This is a genomic window from Escherichia sp. MOD1-EC5950, from assembly GCF_002965345.1.
Classification (GTDB): domain Bacteria; phylum Pseudomonadota; class Gammaproteobacteria; order Enterobacterales; family Enterobacteriaceae; genus Escherichia; species Escherichia marmotae.
On record NZ_PTSR01000007.1, the window covers coordinates 172,557 to 194,851 of the forward strand.

The 22,295-nt window shown below is 48.8% G+C and carries 20 protein-coding genes; 6 read left to right on the forward strand and 14 right to left on the reverse strand.

Features of this window, described 5'->3' with window-relative positions; translation table 11 throughout:
* Positions 1–36: 36 nt before the first annotated feature.
* From yjiA to btsT, 3 genes are all read right to left on the reverse strand, one after another.
* Positions 37–993, reverse strand: a complete 957-nt coding sequence (yjiA, locus tag BEA93_RS10725; RefSeq protein ID WP_001297640.1) for a GTPase — start codon at positions 991–993, stop codon at positions 37–39.
* Positions 994–1,003: 10 nt separating this feature from the next.
* A complete protein-coding gene (locus BEA93_RS10730) occupies positions 1,004–1,207 on the reverse strand; it encodes a YbdD/YjiX family protein (protein ID WP_000467859.1) in 204 nt (67 codons plus the stop codon).
* A gap of 131 nt (positions 1,208–1,338) precedes the next feature.
* Entirely contained in the window at positions 1,339–3,489 is a 2,151-nt protein-coding gene (btsT, locus tag BEA93_RS10735) for a pyruvate/proton symporter BtsT (RefSeq protein ID WP_016262837.1), read from the reverse strand.
* A gap of 559 nt (positions 3,490–4,048) precedes the next feature.
* On the opposite strand from btsT, the gene tsr reads away from it, so the two are divergent.
* Positions 4,049–5,710 (forward strand): methyl-accepting chemotaxis protein, encoded by a 1,662-nt coding sequence (gene tsr / locus BEA93_RS10745; RefSeq protein ID WP_001468479.1) that lies wholly within the window; start codon positions 4,049–4,051, stop codon positions 5,708–5,710.
* A 42-nt stretch (positions 5,711–5,752) separates the two neighbouring features.
* Here tsr and BEA93_RS10750 read toward each other — a convergent pair whose 3' ends face one another.
* The 3 genes from BEA93_RS10750 to BEA93_RS10760 all read right to left on the reverse strand — a co-directional run bounded on the left by BEA93_RS10750 (position 5,753) and on the right by BEA93_RS10760 (position 8,528).
* Positions 5,753–7,024, reverse strand: a complete 1,272-nt coding sequence (locus BEA93_RS10750; protein WP_105224520.1) for a TRAP transporter large permease — start codon at positions 7,022–7,024, stop codon at positions 5,753–5,755.
* Entirely contained in the window at positions 7,021–7,494 is a 474-nt protein-coding gene (locus tag BEA93_RS10755; protein ID WP_001210260.1) for a TRAP transporter small permease, read from the reverse strand. The genes BEA93_RS10750 and BEA93_RS10755 overlap by 4 nt, the downstream gene beginning before the upstream one ends.
* A gap of 62 nt (positions 7,495–7,556) precedes the next feature.
* Positions 7,557–8,528: a C4-dicarboxylate TRAP transporter substrate-binding protein gene (locus BEA93_RS10760; RefSeq protein ID WP_001468480.1), complete on the reverse strand. Its 972-nt coding sequence runs from the start codon at positions 8,526–8,528 to the stop codon at positions 7,557–7,559.
* A 730-nt stretch (positions 8,529–9,258) separates the two neighbouring features.
* Here BEA93_RS10760 and BEA93_RS10765 point away from each other — a divergent pair.
* Complete coding sequence (locus BEA93_RS10765; protein ID WP_000404375.1) at positions 9,259–10,911, forward strand: Na+/H+ antiporter; 1,653 nt, start codon at positions 9,259–9,261, stop codon at positions 10,909–10,911.
* A gap of 122 nt (positions 10,912–11,033) precedes the next feature.
* Here BEA93_RS10765 and BEA93_RS10770 read toward each other — a convergent pair whose 3' ends face one another.
* A complete protein-coding gene (locus tag BEA93_RS10770) occupies positions 11,034–11,939 on the reverse strand; it encodes a GntR family transcriptional regulator (protein WP_105224519.1) in 906 nt (301 codons plus the stop codon).
* A 138-nt stretch (positions 11,940–12,077) separates the two neighbouring features.
* Here BEA93_RS10770 and BEA93_RS10775 point away from each other — a divergent pair, with 138 nt between their 5' ends.
* Positions 12,078–13,100 carry a zinc-binding alcohol dehydrogenase family protein gene (locus tag BEA93_RS10775; RefSeq protein ID WP_000106014.1) on the forward strand — a complete coding sequence of 341 codons (1,023 nt, stop codon included), beginning with the start codon at positions 12,078–12,080 and terminating at the stop codon, positions 13,098–13,100.
* Between the two features lie 178 nt (positions 13,101–13,278).
* Here BEA93_RS10775 and opgB read toward each other — a convergent pair whose 3' ends face one another.
* The 6 genes from opgB to BEA93_RS10805 all read right to left on the reverse strand — a co-directional run bounded on the left by opgB (position 13,279) and on the right by BEA93_RS10805 (position 18,993).
* The gene (gene opgB / locus BEA93_RS10780; protein WP_105224556.1) at positions 13,279–15,570 is read right to left on the reverse strand and encodes a phosphatidylglycerol--membrane-oligosaccharide glycerophosphotransferase; all 2,292 of its coding nucleotides are present in this window, start codon (positions 15,568–15,570) and stop codon (positions 13,279–13,281) included.
* Between the two features lie 259 nt (positions 15,571–15,829).
* Positions 15,830–16,324: a DUF2501 domain-containing protein YjjA gene (gene yjjA, locus BEA93_RS10785; protein ID WP_001517700.1), complete on the reverse strand. Its 495-nt coding sequence runs from the start codon at positions 16,322–16,324 to the stop codon at positions 15,830–15,832.
* 48 nt (positions 16,325–16,372) lie between these two features.
* Positions 16,373–17,110 (reverse strand): DNA replication protein DnaC, encoded by a 738-nt coding sequence (gene dnaC / locus BEA93_RS10790; protein WP_001468484.1) that lies wholly within the window; start codon positions 17,108–17,110, stop codon positions 16,373–16,375.
* 2 nt (positions 17,111–17,112) lie between these two features.
* Positions 17,113–17,652, reverse strand: a complete 540-nt coding sequence (gene dnaT / locus BEA93_RS10795) for a primosomal protein DnaT (RefSeq protein WP_001468485.1) — start codon at positions 17,650–17,652, stop codon at positions 17,113–17,115.
* Positions 17,653–17,758: 106 nt separating this feature from the next.
* The gene (locus BEA93_RS10800) at positions 17,759–18,232 is read right to left on the reverse strand and encodes a threonine/serine exporter (RefSeq protein ID WP_000538195.1); all 474 of its coding nucleotides are present in this window, start codon (positions 18,230–18,232) and stop codon (positions 17,759–17,761) included.
* Entirely contained in the window at positions 18,223–18,993 is a 771-nt protein-coding gene (locus BEA93_RS10805; RefSeq protein WP_001468486.1) for a threonine/serine ThrE exporter family protein, read from the reverse strand. Before BEA93_RS10805 ends, BEA93_RS10800 begins: the two co-directional genes overlap by 10 nt.
* 627 nt (positions 18,994–19,620) lie before the next feature.
* Between BEA93_RS10805 and BEA93_RS10810 the strand changes: the two genes are divergently transcribed.
* Together BEA93_RS10810 and bglJ are read left to right on the forward strand one after the other, a co-directional pair.
* Positions 19,621–20,346 (forward strand): helix-turn-helix domain-containing protein, encoded by a 726-nt coding sequence (locus BEA93_RS10810; RefSeq protein ID WP_000936620.1) that lies wholly within the window; start codon positions 19,621–19,623, stop codon positions 20,344–20,346.
* The gene (gene bglJ, locus BEA93_RS10815) at positions 20,304–20,981 is read left to right on the forward strand and encodes a DNA-binding transcriptional activator BglJ (protein ID WP_001517702.1); all 678 of its coding nucleotides are present in this window, start codon (positions 20,304–20,306) and stop codon (positions 20,979–20,981) included. Before BEA93_RS10810 ends, bglJ begins: the two co-directional genes overlap by 43 nt.
* 36 nt (positions 20,982–21,017) lie before the next feature.
* Here bglJ and fhuF read toward each other — a convergent pair whose 3' ends face one another.
* Positions 21,018–21,803, reverse strand: a complete 786-nt coding sequence (gene fhuF, locus BEA93_RS10820) for a siderophore-iron reductase FhuF (protein WP_016262840.1) — start codon at positions 21,801–21,803, stop codon at positions 21,018–21,020.
* Positions 21,804–21,944: 141 nt separating this feature from the next.
* Between fhuF and BEA93_RS10825 the strand changes: the two genes are divergently transcribed.
* Positions 21,945–22,181, forward strand: coding sequence for a DUF1435 domain-containing protein (locus BEA93_RS10825; RefSeq protein WP_001468488.1), 237 nt, complete (start codon positions 21,945–21,947; stop codon positions 22,179–22,181).
* Positions 22,182–22,295: the final 114 nt, after the last annotated feature.

Here is a 22,295-nt window from a genome sequence, read left to right on the forward strand (position 1 = left end):
GGCCGGATGCGCTGTGCTTATCCGGCCTACCAGCCTTTACTTCCTCAACCCCGCAAACGCTGCCCTTATCTCTTCCTCCGGCAACTGGATCCCAATAAACACCATCGTGCTATGCGGTTTTTCATCGCCCCACGGGCGGTCCCAGTCGGCGCTGTAGAGGCGCTGGACGCCCTGGAACAGCAGGCGGTTAGGTTCGCCGTCAATCCATAGCATCCCTTTGTAACGCAGCAGCTTATCTGCCGATTCCAGCAGCAGGTTTTCCATCACCCGGGAAACTTCGCTGATATCTACCGGGTAATCCAGTTCCACCACAATCGACGAAATATCGTTTTGTTTATCCGCGATAAAGTGGAAACGCGGTTTGGTGCTGACAACGTTCTCTTCCAGCATAAAACCGTTGGTGTTGAACAGCAGACCCAGGTCGATGTCGCCGTGAGTGACGGTGTAGACCGGTGCACGGGCGTTGATGCGCGCCAGGCGTTCACGCAGTTTTTCTGCTTCGCCAGCGACGTCGGTTTTGGTCAGCAGAATACGGTCGGCGTAGCCAACCTGTGACTGGGCGATAGTGAACTGGTTCATCTGCTCATCGGCATGTACCGCATCTACCAGCGCAATCACGCCGTCCAGCAGGTAACGCTGGCATAAAATCTCATGGGAGAAAAAGGTCTGAATAATCGGGCCGGGATCGGCCATGCCGGTGCATTCAATGACCAGACGATCGAACTGAATATTGCCCTTGTCGAGATTATCCAGTAGGTCGAGCAGCGCATCTTCCAGTTCGTTGGAGCGGGAACAGCAGATGCAGCCGTTGGTCAGCGTTTTGATCTGCGTGGCGCGGTCGCCAATCAGTTGATCATCGACGGAGACTTCGCCAAATTCGTTTTCAATTACGGCAATCTTATAGCCGTGCTGTTCGTTAAGAATATGGCGTAGCAGGGTGGTTTTGCCCGCGCCTAAAAAACCGGTGAGTAGGGTGACTGCAATCGGGTTCATGCTCTCTCCATTAACAACAGCGCATACCGCCTTTACCATCGCCGCCGTAGCGCGCGTTCTGGCGTTCGCGGAAGAATTCTTCATAGCTCATGTACGGCTTGTCGGGATGGTTGGTCTTCATATGCTCGACGTAGTTGTCGTAGTCTGGAATGCCAATCAACATCTTCGCCGCCTGGCCGAGATATTTTTTTGCCTGTCCTAAGTTACCAAACATTTTGCCTTCCAGATATGCGTAAAGCCCGGAAGAGCCGGGCCGGGGATTTGCCGGATGCGGCGTAAAACGCCTTATCCGGCCTACGATAGACACTTTGTAGGCCGGATACGCGCAGCGCATCCGGCAACCGGTTAGTGATGCGAAGAGATCTTCACGCCGCCTTCCGGGATTGGAACGTACGGCGTTTCTTTGTCAGTACGTTTGTCACTGTTACGCACCTTCAGCCAGGTTTTGAAACCGTAGAAGATGATGCTGTACACCACAATCAGGAACAGAATACTCAGGCCTGCGTTGGTGTAGTTGTTCACAACGATGTGGTTCATGTTGGCAATCTGCTGTGCCGTCAGGTCAGTACCGTTAGCAATCTTCTCTTTGTACTGGTTTGCCATGTAGAAGAAGCCTTCCATCTGCGGGTTGTTGCTGAACAGCTTCAGACCCAGCGCCCAGGTAGTGCAGATAAGCAGCCATACTGCCGGGATAACGGTAACCCAGATGTATTTAGTGCGCTTCATCTTAATCAGCACCACAGTGCTCAGTACCAGCGCCACGGCTGCCAGCATCTGGTTAGAGATACCGAACAGCGGCCACAGGCTCTTAACGCCGCCCAGCGGATCGACCACACCCTGATACAGCAGGTAGCCCCACAGACCCACACAGCCCGCAGTACCGATGATACCGGCAACCAGAGAGTCGGTTTTTTTCAGGAACGGGATGAAGTTGCCCAGCAGGTCTTGCAGCATAAAGCGGCCAGAACGCGTACCGGCATCCAGCGCGGTCAGGATGAACAGTGCTTCGAACAGAATACCGAAGTGATACCAGAAGCCCATGTCAGCCATCGGCAGCACTTTGTGGAACACGTGAGCGATACCTACCGCCAGCGTCGGCGCGCCACCCGCACGGTTCAGGACAGAAGGTTCACCAATGTCTTTCGCAGTTTGCAGGATCTGTTCCGGCGAAATCACGAAGCCCCAGGAACTGACAGTTGCCGCCGCGTGTGCGGTAACATCTTTCAGTTGTGCCATGATGACAGGCGCGTTCTCGCCACCCATTTCATGCAGGTTAGGCATGGTGATGCCGAGACCCGCTGGCGGGGTGTTCATCGCGAAGTAAAGACCCGGTTCGATGATGGACGCAGCAACCAGCGCCATAATCGCCACGAAGGACTCCATCAGCATTGCTCCGTAGCCAATGAAACGCGCGTCGGTTTCGTTAGCCAGCAGTTTCGGCGTCGTACCGGAAGAGATCAGCGCGTGGAAGCCAGATACCGCACCACAGGCGATGGTGATGAACAGGAACGGGAACAGAGCGCCTTTCCACAGCGGGCCAGTACCATCAATGTACTGAGTCATCGCAGGCATTTTCAGTTCCGGGTTCAGCACCACGATACCCAGCGCCAGGCCGACGATAACGCCGATTTTCAGGAAGGTTGCCAGATAGTCGCGCGGTGCGAGGATCAACCACACCGGCAGCAGCGCGGAAACAAACGCATAGCCAATCAGCGCGAAGGTAATGGTGGTGTCTTTAAAGGTCAGTGCCGGACCCCAGTAAGGGTCGTGAGCAATCACGCCGCCGAAGTAGATAGAGGCAACCAGCAGCACAATACCAATGACAGAGACTTCACCTACACGCCCCGGACGAATAAAGCGCATGTAGATACCCATAAACAGCGCAATCGGTACGGTTGAGCAAACGGTGAAGACACCCCACGGACTTTCGGCCAGGGCTTTAACCACGATCAGCGCCAGTACCGCCAGGATGATGATCATGATTAAGAAACAGCCAAACAGCGCGATAGTCCCAGGTACTGACCCCATCTCTTCTTTGATCATCTCACCGAGAGATGCGCCGTTACGGCGAGAAGAGATAAACAGCACCATAAAGTCCTGAACCGCACCGGCCAGCACCACGCCTGCCAGCAGCCACAGCGTGCCCGGCAGGTAGCCCATTTGCGCGGCGAGAACCGGCCCCACCAGCGGACCAGCACCGGCGATAGCGGCGAAGTGGTGACCAAACAACACGTAACGGTTGGTCGGAACGTAGTTCAGACCGTCGTTGTTAATAACCGCAGGCGTCGCGCGCGTGGGGTCGAGTTTCATCACCTTCTGGGCGATGTACAGACTGTAGTAGCGATACGCCACCAGATACACCGACACAGAGGCGACCACGATCCACAGGGCACTGACGTGCTCCCCCCGACGTAATGCAACTACCGCGAGGCAGAATGCACCGATGATTCCGAGAATCACCCAGGGTATGTGCTTGAATATCTTTTTAGTATCCATAGTAAAACCTGGCATGTATTGATTAATAGTTGGCCGAAGCCGTTCTAGGTTTGCGTTGCGTTTGAGGAGGTAAATAGACCGCTATCCTGCAGTGATGTTGCCAGAGTTACGCGCGCGTAAAGTAAGGTAAATAACTGAGCGGTTATATTAGGGATGTAAGCGGTCAGTTTTGCAGTTGAGCGGTATTGGGCGAGGTTTACGAAGGTTATTTATGTGATGATGATCACACCCAGGGCGAATTTTATCTCCCGGTTGTGTTACTCATATAAAAATTATATTTATTCTATATATATTAAATAACAATATAAAACCACACTTCCCAACCGGTAATATTGTTTTGGCCAATAATATTAAACTATTGGCAAATATTCTCATGTTCAAAATAGATACAATTAGTGTGAAAAAATAAGAAAAGAAAATGTACCAATGCGTGGCTATTGTATTTTTGAACAAAAATAAAAAAAGTGAGGTAAATTTAGCCAGTTTAAAGCCGCTACCTATAAAGTTTTCTCATTCCAGGCCGAAAATCCTGCTATCGGTCAACAGGAAAAGAGAAACCATGCTAAAACGTATCAGGATCGTGACCAGTGTACTACTGGTTTTGGCCATTTTCGGCCTTTTACAACTAACATCAGGCGGTCTGTTCTTTAATACCTTAAAGAAGGACAAAGAATACTTCTCCGTTTTACAAACCATTCGCCAGCAGCAATCTACGCTGAATAGCAGTTGGGTTGAGTTGTTGCAGACGCGTAACACCCTCAACCGCGCGGGCATCCGCTACATGATGGATCAGAACAATATTGGCAGTGGTTCAACTGTTGCCGAGCTGATGCAGAGTGCCACTCTTTCACTGAAACAAGCGGAAAAAAACTGGGCAGATTACGAAGCACTACCGCGTAACTCGCGTCAGAGCACAGCGGCTGCTACTGAGATCAAACGCAATTACGATATCTATCACAATGCACTGGCGGAGCTGATCCAGTTGTTAAGTGCGGGCAAAATCAATGCGTTTTTTGACCAACCTACACAGGGATATCAGGACGGGTTCGAAAAGCAGTATATGGCGTATATGCAGCAAAACGATCGTCTCTATGACATCGCCGTCACCGATAATAATGCTTCCTATAACCAGGCAATGTGGGTGCTGGCGTGCGTGCTGATCGTCGTACTGGCGGTGATTTTCGCCGTCTGGTTTGGTATTAAAACGTCGCTGGTGGCACCGATGAATCGCCTGATCGACAGCATTCGCCATATTGCTGGCGGTGATCTGGTGAAATCGATTGAGGTGGACGGTTCCAATGAAGTGGGTCAACTGGCAGAGAGTTTGCGTCATATGCAAAGTGAGCTGGTACGTACCGTAGGCGATGTGCGTAACGGCGCGAATGCTATCTATAGCGGGGCCAGCGAAATCGCCACCGGCAACAATGACCTCTCTTCGCGCACCGAGCAACAGGCTGCTTCGCTGGAAGAGACGGCAGCCAGCATGGAGCAACTGACCGCGACAGTGAAACAAAATGCCGAGAACGCGCGGCAGGCCAGCCATCTGGCATTAAGTGCTTCTGAAACAGCACAACGCGGCGGAAATGTGGTGGATAGCGTGGTACAGACCATGCGTGATATTTCTACCAGTTCGCAGAAAATTGCCGACATTATCAGTGTTATCGACGGCATTGCTTTCCAGACTAATATTCTGGCCTTGAATGCGGCGGTCGAAGCGGCACGCGCGGGTGAACAAGGTCGCGGTTTTGCGGTAGTTGCGGGAGAAGTGCGTAATCTGGCTCAGCGTAGCGCTCAGGCGGCGCGTGAAATTAAGACTCTGATTGAAGACTCGGTTGGCAAAGTGGATGTTGGCTCTACGCTGGTCGAAAGTGCCGGGGAAACGATGGCGGAGATTGTCAGCGCCGTGACCCGCGTGACCGATATTATGGGTGAAATTGCCTCTGCTTCTGATGAGCAGAGTCGTGGTATCGATCAGGTTGGTTTAGCGGTTGTCGAGATGGATCGGGTAACGCAACAGAACGCTGCGCTGGTGGAAGAGTCTGCCGCCGCTGCCGCCGCGCTGGAAGAGCAGGCCAGCCGCCTGACTGAAGCTGTGGCTGTATTTCGTATTCAGCAAGAGCAACAGCGTCAGCGCGAAGCGTTGGCAGTAAACAGTGTGGCACCGGTTGCGCCGCGCAAAATTGCCGTTGCCGATAGCGGGGATAACTGGGAGACGTTTTAACACAATGACGCCGGATGAGTGCTTCATCCGGCGTTTTTATCGTTATACCAGGAACAGCGAAATTGCCGGGATATATGTGACCAGCAACAGCATCAGCAGCAGGGCTACCAGCAGTGGCAGAGATTGCTTAAAGAAATTACCTACAGAAACTTGCGTGATATTACACACCAGCAGCATCACGGTGCCCACCGGCGGCGTGAACGCGCCAATCGACAGGTTGAAGATCATGATGATACCGAAATGTACCGGATCGATACCAAAGTGTTCGACCACCGGTTTCAGTAGCGGCACCAGGATCAACAGAATGGCGTTTCCTTCCAGAAACATCCCCAACGTCAAAAGCAATACGTTGATAATCAAAAGGAACATATATTTGTTTTCAGTCAGCGAGGTGACGAAATTCGCCACCGCGACGCCAGCATGTTCCATTGAGAAAATCCAACCTAGGGCGGCGCTGGCCATAATCACCAGCATCACCGACGCCGTGGCGCGTGCGGTTTCACCGAGAGCTTTAACTACGTGGGAAACTTTCATTTCACGGTAGATGAAAAAGCCAATCGCCAGAACGATTAATACCGCTGCGGCACCTGCTTCCGTCGGGGTGAAGATATTCGCCCGAATGCCGCCGACTACGGCAAAAATCAGAAACAGCGCTGGCCACGCCTGACCGAGAGAGAACACCACTTCTTTGCCCGTTGGCCAGCTTTCACGCGAGGGGTTGGCGTTTGTTCTGCGGGCGACGAGGTAGACGGTAAACATCAGCACGACCGCACACAGCAAACCAGGCACCAGTCCGGCGATAAACATTTTGCCGATAGAGACATCCGCAACCAGACCGTAAATAATCAGGGCAATTCCCGGCGGTATGATTGGCGTGACTAACGAACCGCCAGCGGTAATGGCGGCGGCAAAGGCACGGTTGTAACCTTTGCGTTCCATTTCCGGCACCATCATGCGCGATAACATTGCTGCATCTGCAAGGTTAGAGGCACTGACACCGCCCATCATGGTGCTGACGAGAATATTCGCTACGCCCAGACCACCGCGCATTTTCCCCACCAGGACGTTGGCAATTTGTAAAATGCGTTCTGCAATGCCGGTGTAGCTCATTAGCGTACCCAGCAAAATAAAAAACGGAATAGCCAGTAGTGAAGGACTTTGCGTCGGGGCGATTAGCCTCTGGACGGCAATTTCGATCGGCACGCTGGAGAAGAATAAAAAGTAAGCGATGATGCCAATAAACATCGCCAGATAGACCCGAATGTTAAGAAATAAACAGACGATCATTAGCGGGATAATCAATAACCAACTCATTGTTTTTCGTCTCCGCTATGGGGTTGCTTTATATCGGTGATTAACCAGTAAAGGGTATAGAGAGCAGTTGCCAGCGCGCCGACGGGGACCGCCAGATCGATCCAGAACCAGGAAACTTTCAGTATTTGTGTCACTTTAAACTGCGCCATTTCCGCCAGCCGGTAGCCCAGCCAGGCCATATAAAGCAATACGCAGAGGGAGAGAAGGGCGACCAGAACAGCAATCACTCGTCTGATGGTGGCTGGCAGCATATCCATTACAAAAGGGATGGTCAGATGTGCCCGGTCGCGCTCTGCCACGATACCACCTAGCATCACCACCCAAATCATCAGCATCCCGGACATCTCTTCTGTCCACTGAATCGGTTGGCCGATGAAATAGCGCATAAATACTGCTCCAATTGTCATCACAACCAGAACAAACAGCGCAAAGGCAGCGCTAAACTCTGCCAGTTTGCCGAAAAAACGCATGAAACCTCCTGTAAGGGCTTGTCCTGCTTTTGTGAAAAAAGCAGGACGATTAGCATCGATACTTATTTCAGTTGTTGTTGAATGGTTTCATAGAGGCCAGGTGTCCACTCCGGGAACTGTGAGTAAACTTCGCGGGCTTTCTTACGGAATGGTTCGGTATCAGGATAGATAACCTCTACACCTTCAGCTTGCATGGCTTTCAGCATTTCAGCATCGCGCTCAAGAGTGAGCTTCTGGCTATAGAGCCCAGCTTCATAACCAGTCTGGTGAATCATTTCCAGTTGTTCCGGGGAGAGGGTGCTAAAGAAAGCTTCGCCACCAATCCAGACGGAGGTGTTGGTAAGGTAATTCACCATCGTCAGGTATTTCGCCTGCTCATAGAGTTTTTGTCCTTGCAGAACAGAAATCGGGTTTTCCACTCCGTCAATAACGCCCTGGGTTAACGCAGGATAAACTTCACCTAATGGCATTGGCGTTGGGGTTGCTCCCATCGCCTGAATAGCTTTTATCTGCATGACATTATTAGGCACACGGATTTTTAATCCCGCGAGGTCTTCAACTGTGCGGATAGGTTTTTTAGAAATGATCTGCCGGGTGCCATAAAGATAATTATTCATAACCACATGAATACCTTTTTTCTTCAGGCTTTCATTTTTCTGCTTGAACCAGTCACTTTCATATATTTTGAACAGTTTTTGCGGATCGTCGGTTAAATAGGGGCCAAACAGAATGCCCAAATCTGGTTCATAATCAGCGAGGAATGCGACATCACTCAGGGTAATAACATTCATCCCCATCATGGCTTGTTCAGTCACATCCTGTTTTGATCCCAATTGGGAACTGGGGTAAAGCGCCAGTGTTATTTCACCACCACTTTTTTTATTCAACAGATCCGCCCAGTGGCGCATGACAACATCCAGTGGTTCGCCGGGGTTATTTTCATAGGCAACTTTTATCGAAATCGGTTTTGCCTGAATTATTGTCGGCAGAAAAAGGGTGCTGACAGTAATTAGCATTGCTATTATTTTACTCATCTTCCACGTACTCCATGTTATAGAATAAATAACTCCAACATTACTATCTGGAGAGAAACATCATGAAAAAGTTGTCGTCTGTGCGAAAATAATCAGCGAATAGACTGACTGCTGCAAATGTTTCGTGAATTCGTGCTCCTGGTATGACTTTGCTGCTTTTAATCGGTTTTTAATATGATTTTTATTGTATATCCTTAAGTTATGCAATGTCTGATGAGTAATGGTCTGTTTTCAGATAGATAAGCATTTTTTTAGTATGCGTGTAGTTAGCGTATTTGTTGCGATTTTATAAGGCGGCGACAGGCTATTTCACATAAGGAGTGATTGTTTTTATTTTATAATCTACTGATAATTATTTAAATTGATAATATAAACAGAATAAATTTTCGGTTGACGGTGTATAGCGATATCCTTTAAATTTGTTAAATGCTGAATTGATTCATTTTTGTTAGTTATGTTATCGCCGGGTATTAAAAATGAGAGGTTATTCATATCTGGTTGAAATGTTTGAGTAAAAAAGTTTTTCTGTTGCGTATGCATGAGGAGGGTAGATCATAACCATTCACACCATGAATAAACAAAAGAAAAATAATAAGTTGCATTTCTTAATATACTCTCGTGAGTAAATGTTGCGATTAACGATTAATTGTAAGTAATAGATTGGATGTTATTCTTATGAAGTTAGGTTAGTTATATCCATTATTTATGCATGAGGATGCGGAGTAATTATATGGAAATACTTTTAACGATTTTAATTCTTACTCTGGTTGTTTCATTAACCAGTGTGCTGACACGTCTGTCTCCCATCCAGATTCCACTTCCTTTAATCCAGATTGCTGCCGGTGCATTACTGGCTCAGCCCATTTTTGGTTTACATGTGGAATTTAATCCTGAACTTTTCCTGTTATTGTTTATTCCACCGTTGTTGTTTGCTGAAAGTTCAAAAATACAACCTAAAGAGTTGATCAAACACAGTCGGGAAATCGTAGGTCTGGCGCTGATCCTGGTCTTGATCACTATTTTTGCCGTCGGCTACGTTATTCATTTACTGTTACCGAATGTTCCGCTTATTGCGGCGTTTGCATTGGCTGCGGTGTTGTCGCCAACGGATGCTGTCGCATTGTTGGGGATCGTCGGTAAAGGACGAATCAACAAAAGCATTCAGGAAGTGCTTGAAGGCGAAGCATTAATGAATGATGCCTCCGGTTTGGTGGCGTTGAAGTTTGCTGTCGCAGTGACTATGGGGACGATGGAATTTAGCGTGTATGGTGCGACTATCGCCTTTTTTGTCGTGGCAGTGGGCGGTATTGCCGTTGGGATCGCCGTTACCTGGTTATATGGTAAAGGACTGTTGTTGATCAGCCGTTACGCTCACGATGAGCCTTCAATCCAGATCGTGTTGATGTTGCTGCTGCCGTTTATTGTTTATCTGGTGGCGGAGCATTTTGGTTTATCCGGCATCCTCGCCGCTGTTGCCGCAGGGCTAACGACCAGCCGTATTGGCGTCGTGCATCATGCGCCTATACGACTGAGAATTAAGGCGAAAAGCTCCTGGTCAATGCTGGAATATGTCTTCAACGGCATGGTATTTTTGATTCTGGGCTTGCAGCTTCCGGCCATCATTTCGGAATCACTGACCCGCGCACAACACGATCCCTTAGTGCAAACCTGGTCGCTGGTGCTGGATATTGTGTGGATCTACCTTGCATTGATGGTTATGCGCTTTGGTTGGCTATGGTTGATGCGTCTGTACAGCCGCAGGCGGAAAAGTAATCATCCAATGCTGTTTGCCGGATACAAAACACGCCACTTGTTGTTAGCGACTTTTGCTGGCGTTCGTGGGGCTATAACTCTTGCGGGGGTGCTTTCTATACCGTTATTACTGCCCGATGGTGAACCGTTCCCTGGGCGCTATTTGCTGGTGTTTCTCGCTACCGGGGTGATCCTCTTTTCGTTGCTGTGCGGCATTATCATTCTGCCGCTGTTATTGGGGAAAAATGTTAGCCTGTTTAGCGATAACCGGCAGAAAGAAGAGATCGCCGCCGATTTGTTTATGTCTAAAATGGCTATCCTGAGCGTGCAAAAAACTCAGCAACGTTTGCTTGGTGCCAGCACGGAAAACCTCGATAATGAATTAATTATGGAAACCGGGGCCAGAATTATCGATTATATGCGGCGTAATGATGATGATATGTCGGCAAACGATAATTCGTTGCATATGCAACGGACAAAACTGGAAAAAACATTTAATCTGGCGGCGCTGAATGCCAAACGTGCAGCTATTTATCAAATGCGAGCAAGGCAAGAAGTGTGTGATGAAACACTGGCTAAAATTGTCAGTGAATTAGATGTACTGGAAGCATTAATTATGGACAGCCAATAATTTTATTGTTGTTTAATCAATAAATGATGGCTGAGTGTTGTTAACTCAGCATCGTTTATTATTGGCTTGATTTTTATGCCGTGATATAAACTCGGAATAGTAGTTTTTAATCTGTACTTAATTTAACGATGATGTTGTTTGACTGAGCGAATCATCGATTGCCTGGCGGTATCGAGATGATTACGCAGCGCGAGTACGGCATCTAAATCACTGCGGCAAATTAGCGCGCTAAGAATCGTCATATGCTCATCAATGGCAATAATATTACGTTGTTTCAGATCGCTTTCATCCCACTGATAATGACAGTGAAAAATCACCGATATAATTTCAAGTGTTTGATTAAAAAAGATGTTGTCAGCCGCAGATAGCAGCATGGCATGAAAATCGCGGTCTAACTGCGAAAACATACGAAAATTACTGCCAATGCTGTCACGCAGTGTCCGGTGGCGTTCGAGCAGTGTTTTTGCCTGTAGCCAGCGTGAATCATCATCTGGCAAATTCAGAAAGTGCTGTAACGCGTGTGTTTCCAGCGTCTCCCGCAGTTCAAACAGTTGTTCGGCATAAGACTGATCGAACTGCTTCATGCTCCACTGCCCGCGTTTTTCGCTCTGAATCAGACCATAGCGGCCAAATTTTAAAAGGTATTCTCGAACCACGACCGGGCTGACGCCTGCCGTCCGCGCCAGTTGCAGCTCGGAAAAACTCTCTCCGGCGCGTAGCTGACGCTGGTTAATCATGGTGAAAAATGCCTGCTCAAAAATGTAGTTTTGCTCTGTCAGCGAGACTGTGATGCAATCGAAACCATCGTTCTGTTCGGGTTTGCGGGCGACAACATAATCCTTCCCCACCTGGGTGAGCACGCCGCATGCGCTTAAATGCTGGAGTATGTGGCGTACCGTGGTGCGGCTAATGTTATACATTTCTGCCAGCCCACTTTGTGAAGGGAGTGGGGATGGAATATTTCCCCGCGCCATATCTTCAATCACCTGGTTTATGACGTTATGACGTAAATTCTGTGAACGACTCATTGTTCCCTCCAGTACGGCATTAAAAACCGATTTAAAACATTTTTATGCGTGATCATCCGCATATTTCATGGGCAAATTCAGTCGCTCTTATAAATTCGACGATATCTGGGAGTAATAAAATAAAAGGAGCAGTGAATCATGTCTACAATGAAAGTCTTAATTTGTCAGAAAATAAAGAGTTTAGTCTGGAAAATCCGGGAAAGGCCGGTGGCAGGCGACGATGAAGCACTAATTAAAATTAAAGCTGTCGGAATTTGTGGTACAGATATTCATGCCTGGGCGGGTAATCAGCCATTTTTTAGCTACCCACGTGTTTTAGGTCATGAAATATGTGGGGAGATTATTGATGCAGGGAAAAATATTCACAATTTTAATATTGGGCAGCAAGTTGCAGTAATTCCGTATATCTCTTGTCAGCAGTGTCCTGCGTGTAAAAGTGGTCGCACCAACTGCTGTGAAAGAATTTCAGTCATTGGTGTGCATCAGGATGGTGGTTTTAGTGAGTATCTGGCAGTGCCTGCGGCTAATTTGCTACCCGCAGACGGCATTGACCCGCAGGCGGCTGCGTTGATTGAACCTTTCGCCATTAGCGCTCATGCGGTACGTCGTGCGGCAGTTGCGCCCGGCGAGCAGGTGCTGGTGGTCGGTGCGGGGCCAATCGGTCTGGGCGCGGCGGCAATCGCTAAAGCTGATGGTGCACAGGTGGTAGTGGCAGATACCAGTCCGACTCGCCGTGAGCATGTAGCAACGCGTCTGGAACTGCCGGTGCTGGATCCTTCAGCAGAGGATTTTGATGACCAGTTGCGGGCGCAATTTGGTGGTTCTTTGGCGCAGAAAGTGATCGACGCGACGGGTAATCAACATGCGATGAATAACACAGTTAATCTGATTCGCCACGGCGGCACGGTGGTATTTGTCGGCCTGTTTAAAGGCGAGTTGCAATTCTCTGACCCGGAGTTCCATAAAAAAGAAACCACAATGATGGGTAGCCGCAACGCCACGCCGGAAGATTTCGCGAAAGTCGGGAGATTGATGGCGGAAGGGAAAATCACGGCTGACATGATGTTAACCCATCGCTATCCGTTCGCCACGCTGGCGGAAATCTATGAGCGCGATGTGATTAACAATCCTGAGTTGATTAAGGGCGTTATTACTTTCTGATAATCGGATATTGGTAAAGTTGCCATGCAGCGCTCGGGGACGTGTTGGGCGCTGTTTTTTTACGTTTCAATATTATACCGCAGGACGGATAAGGCGTTCACGGCGCATCCGGCAGTTGTGTGCCGATGCCTGATGCGACGCTTGCGCGTCTTATCCGAACTACAACCAGGCAATATTATTACCCTTCACGCTCAACCACTTTGATTTCCACCATACCAATGCCGAGCTTACGCGGCGAGTGGCCGAGAATGTTCCCTTCGTTGGTTGCGACAGGTTCCGGTGGAACAATCACCAGCGTATCGGCATCGGTTGGGTTATCGAAATGCAGCGTATTGGTGGTCACTTCATTACCCAGCACGATGGTTTGTTCTTCATTGCCTACGCGTACCGGAATGGGGCGGCCGGCGTTATTACCATAGGCTTTGGCGGTGATCACCAGGTCAAATTTCTTCGGCAGCGGATGTTTGTACTCGATTTTCACTTCATCGCCTAACTGCGCGTTTGACCAGCGTCCCCAGGATTCCGGGCGGGAAATTCCACTGAACTGTTTCACCTCTTCCGGCGCACCAGCGACGTTAAAGATGAAACTGTCTGCTTTGTAGCGAATATCGTTATCGACAATTTTCAGCGTATCAACATTCTCTTTGTAGCGTTTCATGTCGATGACCGTGTCTTTAAACGCTGTTTTGCCTTTCCATTCAGGCTTATCAACATGCTGCACAATTTGTTGTCCGCCAAGTTGACCTTGTGAGACGCACCAGTCGGTAGAGAGCGCCAGTTCCGGTGCCCACAGTTGCGCCATCTTGTAACAGCGGTCAACCCAGACGAAATTGTCTCGTGGGGCGAAATCAGCTAACTGGAAACGCAGAGGTGCGGAGTATTCACTTTCTGGCAGAGGCTCCACGCGTTTATCTGACACGCGTAACAGCAGTGGCAGGCGGAAGTGGCTTCCTGAGAATGCGATCATGTTTTTGTTCTGATCAATGGTGAACGTTTTCATCTCGGTAGGGAATTTCCACAAGCGGATGATATCCGGCTTCCACGCCAGCACTTTCTCTTTAATGTTGAGGAACACTTCTGATATTGACTGACCAGACAGACTGCTGCGTCCGAGACCGAGGAAGTTATCGCCTCCGAGAATATCCAGCACGGTAGCGCCGTTATCCATCGTGTTACGCTTCACTGCCAGCGTCTCTTGCTGCGGTTTGTCGCCACGGATGACAAAAAACAGGTTGTTGCGATCCTGTTTGTTCAGGTATTTCCACGCGGTGTTGTTCATCGCCAGATGGTCGGAAGAGACCACTATAACGGTATCTTTAAACCACGGAGAGGCTTTGATTTTATTGATAAACGTCGCGATGTTCTCCTGGCTGCAACTTACCGCGCTGAATGACTGGTTCGGTTTTCCGTCAAAATCATATTTTTTGCGGTTACAGGTACGTGAGATAAAACCATCCGGGTGATGGGTATCGACCGTCAGAGTAAACAGCGAAAACCGTTGGCCGGAGCGAGACAGTTCTTCAAATTTTTTCCATGCTTCGTCCAGCACCGTATCGTCGTAGAATCCCCAGTCGTTGCGATAATGCGGGTCTGCCACCACGCTTTTCAGTTCTTCCGAACCGTACAAATGGTCGAAGCCGTGTGATTTCAGGAACACATCTTTACCCGCAAAACGCAGGTTGGCTCCCTGCACGAAATAGTTCTGATAACCGGAATTTTTCAGGATATCGCCCAGACAGATGTTCTGTGGGAAGAAGCTGGAAACGGATGCAGAGGCGTTGCCTTCAAACGGGGCAAACAGCGGAATGCCACACTGGGAGGCTACCATGCCAGCAATTGTGTAATCGGTTCCCGGCAGTTGCTGCGTATGGCTGAAATCCAGCCCTTCATTTTTTAGCGCCCCCAGTTCTGGCGTGAGATCCGGGAAAGCGTCGTTGTCAAAATAAGTTCGTTCGAGGCTTTCTCCGTAGATATAAACCAGGTTGAGTTTGGGGGAGGGGATGGTTTTTGACGGCTCTTTATAATAAGCCGCAAAGTCCGGATCGCCGTCGCGCGATTGGGATTTCACCAGTTCCGTTATCTGACGAAATGCCGGGCTGGCATCCACTGAACCCAGCGCCAGCAAGAGTGCCAAAAGGCTGTAGCCAAAATGGTGAGGATGATGTCGGCGGCGGCGAAGGATCCATCCCAGCGCGCCGAACACCGCCGTCAGTGCCAGCACAATGCCGATGCCTGGCAGGATATATTTGCTGACGCCTGCACCGGTCAGGCTGTTGGTTAAGGTATAGAGCACCGCGTCGTTAATACCATCGCCAGTAAAATAGTCGCTGGCAAACAGGGTAATATTTAAAACGACAAATAGCCCCAGCACCGTTAACGTGGCTGCAAACCACCAGGTGTTACGTCCCGCTTTCCATGCGTAGATCAGCACAGAGGCGAGAAACAGGGCGAAAGAGAGTAGTTCTGACAACGGGCGATCCTCACTAAACCAGGCCGTGTAGCCGATGTTTAAGATTTTTTGAGAAACACAATGTAATGGCGCTGCCATATTGCTGCAATTCTAGTGTCAAAAAAATGCGATGTTGTTAGGAATTAGTTTATAAACAGGCTTTTTTATTCAAGGCTGCGTCCCGCATAGCGGGGGATGAAAGCGTGAGAAGCGGGAAAAAGAGAAGGGGAGAGCCGCGCCAGCCGATTAACAGTTAAAACGCGGCATTATACAGAACAGATCAGGAGATAAAGTTCAGGCCTTGCTTTAATACCAGATCGCAGGCTTTGGTTTTCACTTTCTCCGCCAGCGGAGTGGTGCCGATGTTATCCAGATTAAGCTGCTGACCATCTTTGGTTTTCAGCAAACCCTGAATGCCATCCAGATAGTTGGTGTCTTCTTTCTGTTCTTCGCTGTTCAGGCCCAGCTTCTCCAGTACCTGATTTTTGATGTTTTCCGCGTCGGTCACTGAAGCCAGCTTTTGTTTCGCGCAATATTGCAGAATACCTGCGGCATTGTTCATATTGTCTGCGCTTAACGCCTGGTTGCCGCTGCTAAGCAGACTCGTTAATGAAGAGAGCGACCAACCACCTTCCTGTGTGGTGCTGCTCTGGTTGCTTAACTCGCTGGCGGCGCTGGAAAGCGCATCTTTCCAGGAAGCGGCATGTGTCCCGGCGGAAATGAATGCGGTGGTGACAATTGCACAGCACAGAAGGTGTTTAACAGTTTTCATCATCATTACTCATAATGGAATTTTGTCGCAGTATAACGCCGGAAATGGGGATTAATACTCTTTACCCGTTACCCGACTACGATAACTGTCCCAGTTGAAGATCACCCACAGGCTGTTGCCCAGGCGCATACGATCCATAACGCGTTCGCCCAGCAATTTCGTCATCTCCTCCATATTGCTGTTGGTCAGCATCCCGGTCGGGCGTTTGGAAGAAGAACGACGATCGACGATCTGGTTGATGATCACTTTTTCGTATTTCGATTCGGTCTGTACACCGATCTCGTCGATCACCAGCAGATCAACGTTGCTCAGATCGTTGAGCAGTTGCTCTTCGCTGGTGCCGCTATTTCTGAAAGTATCTTTCATCGCTGACATAATATCGGCAACAGTAATAATCAATACCGATTTGCCGCGTAGCAGTAGTTCGTTGCAGATCGCTGCCGCCAGGTGGTTTTTACCGGTTCCAGGCTTGCCAGAAAAGATAAAGCTGGCGATGTTGCCGTCGAACTCGTCGACATACTGGCGCGCTTTGCTCAACGCATTCATCTGCCCTTCGCATTCAACACGATAGTTCTCAAAGGAGCAGTTCTGATGCAGCGGACGAATGCCGGAGCGGTTAAAGGTGCGCTGCATTTTCATTGCCCGGTTCTCGCGCTCCAGAGCGGCGGCGCGGAGCGCTCCTTGTTCTTTCTGCCACGCCAGAAGCTCTTCACCCGTTTTGAAGGCGGGTTTGATATGGGCAGGCATCATTTTTTGCAGACGTTGCATCAGGTCGCCAACGTTTTTCATCGTTACCCTCTGAATCCCGGTGGAATTTGGCTGTCAGGTTCGCTGACTGTGTTCACATCTCGTTTCGGCAGTCCGCCATTGCTGGCACGACCAATTTGCAGACTGCGCGCCAGTTTTTGTTGCCATTGCACATGATGAAAGACTTTGCCTTCCGCCTGCCAGTAGGCAATGAATGAGGCCAGTTCTTCGGCGGTGGCGGGTTCTCTTAGCGCCACGCCCCATAATGCGGCCAGGCGAGTAAAATCAGCATCTGGCCGCCAGTCCGGGTACATGGCGAATTTTCCCATCGGTACGGCAACGGGGGGAGTTTGCGGTTCCTGATAGAGTTGATCGTCCAGAGCGACATCGCTTCCTGGACGTGTCAGCTTTTCTTCCAGCGCCAGCAGTTCAGCAAGACGTGAGGGCGTGACGGCATAAAACGCCGGAGCGTTGTTAGCAAATACGGCAACCATACCGCCTTCAGCTTTTGCCAGAACGGTCTGGTGATCGTGTACCAGGGCGTCAATACCAACGACGTCCGGGGTCAAAACTCTGGAAGACATACTGTTTCTCAATATGGAACGATGAACGAGAAGGGAGATTACTTTTATAGTAACACACGGATGAAAGGAGGCTGTCTCTCATCCGTGTGCTTTAAGCGAGGCAATTTTATACGCGAGGGCGCTTGCGGTACAACCATAATCCAGGAATGGAAAGGCCGATGGATAACGCGCCAACAATTGATGATGCCGTAAGAAAGTTGGTTAACAGGGTAATCATCAACGGCTCGCTGTAACCTAACTGGCTGATTTTTACGGCTGAAATCATTGCTGTATAAGCAGAGATACCGGGAAACATAGGGATAACGGCTGCCACGGTAAAGACTTTCGGATGCGCCAGATACCAGCGTGACCATTGAATACCAATGGTGCCGACCAGCATGGATGCCATAAAGGTTGACCATTCAATATTCAGCCCGGTATTCATTAAGATCATTCGAGAGCCATGACCAATCGCGCCAAGCAGTGCACACCAGCGTAACGCCCGAACCGGCACATTGAATACCATCGCAAAGCCGACTGCAGGAATTGCCGCGAGGATCATATCCTGCACTAGTGCTAAGAGAAATTCGATCACACCCATCCGCGTAGTCCCCAAATCGTGAGTGCCATCACCACGCCAACGCAGGTAGCCAACGTCAATAGGCTGGCAATCGCCCAGCGTGCCAGCCCGGTATTGATGTGCCCTTTAAACATATCAGCGACGGCATTAATCAACGGAAAGCCCGGCACCAGCAGCAGAACGCTGGCAGCCATCGCGATTGTTGGCGTATTGCTGAAGGCAGGGAGTTGTAAAAGCAAACCAGAAATCGTGGTGGCGGCAAATGCGGTGATGCAAAAGTTTATCTGAGGGTGGAGATGACGTTGCGCCAGTAGCTGACGGATATACATTGCGACCGTGCTGGCAAAGAAGGTGATGACGGCACCATCCCAGCCACCTTTATTGAGCTTACAGAAACAGGCGCATGACAGACCAACCATCAAGGCGACCAGCCATCTCGGGTAACGTAAGGGTTGAATCTGGCTAAAACGTTTCTCCACGCCTTTGTAATCCAGCAGGTGATGCTCCGCCAGAATCACAATATGCTGAACTTCCGTCACTACATGCATATTAATGCCGCGATCGTGATTTTTGCGCGTAGATGTCAGGCATTGCCCATCTTTAATGGTAGTAAGCACAATGGCGTTCGAAGAGATAGAACTTTCGACGCAGTCCATTCCCAACGCCCGACCCAGTCGCGAGGAAAGCTCATCAACTAACGCGCTTTCCGCTCCATGTTGCAAAAGAAATAATCCACACTGGATACAAAGCCGTGTTACGGCCCGCTGTTGCTCAGTCTGCATAACTCGTCCTTTGTCATAGACGTGCTGCGTATTGTTCAAATAATGAGACCCCATTTGTATCATGAAGAGCGGTTGTTTTGGGGTAGGTTAAGATCAAAATTGCGCTGATTAGTCCTGGTTGGCGGGTGAAGTTCAGTGGCGAAAAGCGAATTTTTTATCGCTGCAAAAAAATTATCATATGAATATTATAATTATAATGAATTTATAATTTGTCTCTTACGGATTAGAGTAATGGATGGCCGTTCGTACTTTTGAATTTTAAACAGATAAAATCATCAGATTTTACTGATTTTTTTTGTATAAATGCTGACGAGATGTTTTTTGTTCGATGGGAAGGCGGTATTTTAATTATATCTTAAACTAATGGAATTCCAGGGTTTCCATTAAGTATTTCTAACAAGTTAATTTAGTTATTTTAAATGTCTCCAGGCTATTTCACCAGGTTATCATTTGATGCTAACCTTCTGACACATGCCGTGGAGTTATTGTGCAGCAGGAGTATGCTGATATGAAAGTGAATGCTAAGGATAATTTATTCGCTTAATCTATTAATTTGCTGGAAGCATTTAAGGAATGAATATCCTGAATAAACCATCATGATTTTTAGACAGTGGATGTGGAGGAAATATGTTGCCAGGATGCTGCAAAAATGGAATTGTTATCAGTAAAATACCGGTTATGCAAGCAGGGTTAAAAGAGGTTATGAGGACTCACTTCCCTGAATATGAAATAATATCCAGAGCCTCCGCGGAGGATCTTACCTTATTACAATTACGTCGCTCCGGATTAGTCATTGCCGATTTAACCGGCGAAAATGACAATCCACATTCCGTTTGTGAACATTATTATTCATTGATCTCACAATACAGGGAAATTCATTGGGTTTTCATGGTTTCGCGTGCCTGGTACTCTCAGGCGGTAGAACTGCTTATGTGCCCGGCAGCGACGTTACTGTCCGATATCGAACCCATTGAGAATCTGGTTAAGACGGTTCGTTCCGGTAATGCGCATGCAGAGCGTATCAGCGCCATGCTGACCTCCCCGGCAATGACTGAAACTCAGGATTTTAGCTATCGCACCGTCATTCTGACACTTTCAGAGCGCAAGGTACTGCGGTTGTTAGGCAAAGGATGGGGCATCAACCAGATAGCTTCATTGCTTAAGAAAAGCAATAAAACCATCAGCGCACAAAAAAACAGTGCGATGCGTCGGCTGGCAATTCACAGCAACGCTGAGATGTATGCATGGATAAATAGCGCGCAGGGGGCAAGAGAACTTAACTTGCCTTCGGTTTATGGAGATGCCGCAGAATGGAACACAGCCGAATTAAGAAGAGAAATGTCGCACTCATAGAGAAGTGCGTCATGAGTAGTATCGGTATTGAAAGCTTATTCAGAAAGTTTGCGGGTAACCCTTATACACTCCATATCTATAGAAGCCAGGAGGCGTTTCAGGATGCGATGTCGCGGGTCTCATTTGCGGCGGTTATTTTTTCTTTTTCTGCCATGAGAAGTGAGCGCAGAGAGGGATTATCTTATTTGACTGAGCTGGCTATTAAATTTCCGCGTACCCGGCGTTTAGTTATTGCGGATGATGATATTGAAGCACGATTAATCGGATCATTATCGCCATCACCGTTGGACGGTGTATTAAGTAAAGCATCGACGCTGGACATTTTTTATCAGGAGCTGTTTCTGTCATTAAATGGCGTGCGTCAGGCTACCGATCGCCTGAACAATCAGTGGTACATTAATCAAAGCCGGACGCTAAGCCCAACGGAGAGAGAAATATTGCGTTTTATGTCGCGTGGCTACTCAATGACACAAATTGCCGAGCAGCTTAAACGAAATATTAAAACGATCCGCGCGCATAAATTTAATGTGATGTCGAAACTGGGCGTCAGTTCCGATGCTGGGTTGTTGGAGGCTGCAGACATTCTGTTATGTATGCGGGTTTCAGAAACAAGCAATGTGTTGCATTCCTTTTAATACGCTAATGCCGGGTTATCACCCCGGCAGAGTTTTTCATTTCAGCGTACAGTCGCCGCATTGCTGTACATCCGGCAAGCGATAACGTTGGCAGCAGGTACGGCGCACCAACAGGCCGTCGCGCAGCACCACCGTACGCCAAAGAGGATTATCTTCACCCGTGGAGAGTGTTTTCTCAAAAAAGAGAGCATGGCGAAGTGATTCAACTGTCGCATCACCAAGTAACTGCTTCATCTCAGTCAAATACCAGTTGATCAGATAGCCGGTATTACTCCAGATAAGTTTGCCATTGATTTCGCCGGTGGCTTCTAATGCCTGCACAACCGGGGCGATCGCCTGACTGATTAACTTTTCCATTCGCTGCTGTGGCAAATGCGGAGCGTTCTTGTCCTCACACACGTCGATCCAGAAACAGGCGGCACGCCCGGTTTCGTGAAACTCAACGTGAAAATGTTCCGGGGAAAGATCTAACGCTTTTTCCTGTGTTAACAGCGCCAGCATTAATGGCGGCATCATCAGACCGATATACCATTGCGCCCACAGTGAGATCAGCGGCTTATTCTCGCGGAGCATCAATGGTTGATTGCGGTAGATATGATCGGAATAAACAGCCAACAGGGAACGCAGGGCCGTTGGAGAAGACCATTGCGCCAGCGTCAGGGCGCTAAGTGGGGCGGGTTCATCCAGACGGATAAACTCCAGCAAATGTTCACGATGTTCTGCGATCGTCGCACGTACTGTTTCCGCAAGTGTTGGATCTTGCGGCTGGAGATGCGTTCGCCAGATAACATCTTCAAGAAGCGGTGCGGAACGATAGGCCATAATCGTGATAGTAATCTAAATGATAATGATTGCTAATCCTAGCGATAGGTTTAAACGATAGCAAGGGATTTTGCTAGCTTGCAAACGATAAAAATTATCAATATGATATTGCTTATCATTATCAATAAAAGAGATAAAACCATGTTGCAACGTACACTGGGCAGTGGTTGGGGAGTGTTGCTGCCGGGATTGCTGATTGCAGGACTGACGTATGTGGATTTATCGCCGGAACTGTGGCGGATTGTCATGCTGATGGGATTATTGGTGACACCGCTGATGCTGTATCACAAACAGTTACGGCATTATGTTTTGTTGCCATCGTGCCTGGCGCTAATTGCGAGCGTCATACTGATGATAACGAGCTGGGATCAAGGATGATAAAACAGGGAAGAAACAAGAAAGGAAGTAAAGATAATTGGTGCGAGGGGGGGGACTTGAACCCCCACGTCCGTAAGGACACTAACACCTGAAGCTAGCGCGTCTACCAATTCC